The following is a 1,168-nucleotide window of genomic DNA, read 5'->3' on the forward strand; positions in this document are numbered from 1 at the left end:
TCCCTTTACGCCTGCGATCATTCCCGTTCCCCATTGTCTTGCCGACCCACCAGTCGAGATGCGCTGAAACGACCTCGCAGGGCAGCAACTTATTCATTTGAACGTAATCGATGTGCCGCAAGTCCTTTGTAAGATTGGCTTCACTGCCCTGCTAATCCTTCCACTCTCTAATTATCTGAAAAAACAGCCCCAACTTCTCTCCCCTTTCTCTACCAGGGTGGCACGAGATTTGCTTCAATAGCTAACAGGCTGCTGAGTTGTATTCGTGTCGCGAGGCACAGCGAAGGAAGGAAACAACTTGCCAGATTTGCGACCGAAAACACTTTATGTGGGCCGGTAGGGCATTCTGAAACATGCAACGCAGGCGGCAGTACCGCGCAGAAGTGGCAACATCACGGTAGTACGCGCCCCCGGCTCGGCTGCGGAATACAAAAGGATAGTGTTATGATTGTGCGTAGCCTGCAGGATGTTGAAGCGACCGATCACTTCGTCGATTGGGGCAATGGTACTAGCCACCGCCTCCTGACCGACAAGGACGGCATGGGCTTTAGCATCTGCCACACCGTAGTGCGCGCTAACACGGTCTCGCTTCTGCAATACCGTAATCATCTCGAAGCCTGCTACTGCATCGCCGGAGAGGGCGAGGTCGAGGACATGGACGGGAATGTCTTCCCCATTCGCAAGGGCGACATCTATGTGCTTGATAAGCATGACAAGCATCTTCTGCGCGGGGGCCGAGACAAGGACCTGATCCTCGTAAGTATCTTCAACCCGCCCCTCAACGGAACCGAGCGCCACAGTCTCAACGACCCGGCAGGCTCGGCATATTGAACAAAATAAACCAACGACAGATATCAAACCGCCGCTCAATGCGAGGAACATCCACCTTAGCGACCCAACACCATCCGCACTGCATTCCGCCGACCTCAGCGGAAAAATTGTTTGTTATCTCGTTCACATCGGCTCCGCTTTCTCATTGGTCTTCATTGATAAACGGGGGCTTTCCACGAAGGGTCCCTACCTACGCGGCCGCAGCCCGCGGTGACAGTGATATGTTCCAGGCTCCGCTTGCTTCGGCGAACACATCGGGGAGATTCTGGAAGGCTTGTGCCGATTGAAAGCGCGCTCAAAGGTACGATGTCCGGCGATGTCGGATAAGCCACATAGC

General features: G+C 54.3%; 1 protein-coding gene. It reads left to right on the top strand.

Annotated elements, in window-relative coordinates; translation table 11 throughout:
* Positions 1-444 precede the first annotated feature (444 nt).
* Entirely contained in the window at positions 445-831 is a 387-nt protein-coding gene (locus EOA24_RS38685; protein ID WP_127300955.1) for an ectoine synthase, read from the top strand.
* Positions 832-1,168: the final 337 nt, after the last annotated feature.

The sequence above is a fragment of the Mesorhizobium sp. M2A.F.Ca.ET.039.01.1.1 genome (assembly GCF_003998035.1).
Classification (GTDB): domain Bacteria; phylum Pseudomonadota; class Alphaproteobacteria; order Rhizobiales; family Rhizobiaceae; genus Mesorhizobium.

Excerpts from the sequence above, each read along its gene's own strand:
- EOA24_RS38685 (WP_127300955.1), top strand. The coding sequence starts at position 445 with ATGATTGTGCGTAGCCTGCAGGATGTTGAAGCGACCGATCACTTCGTC.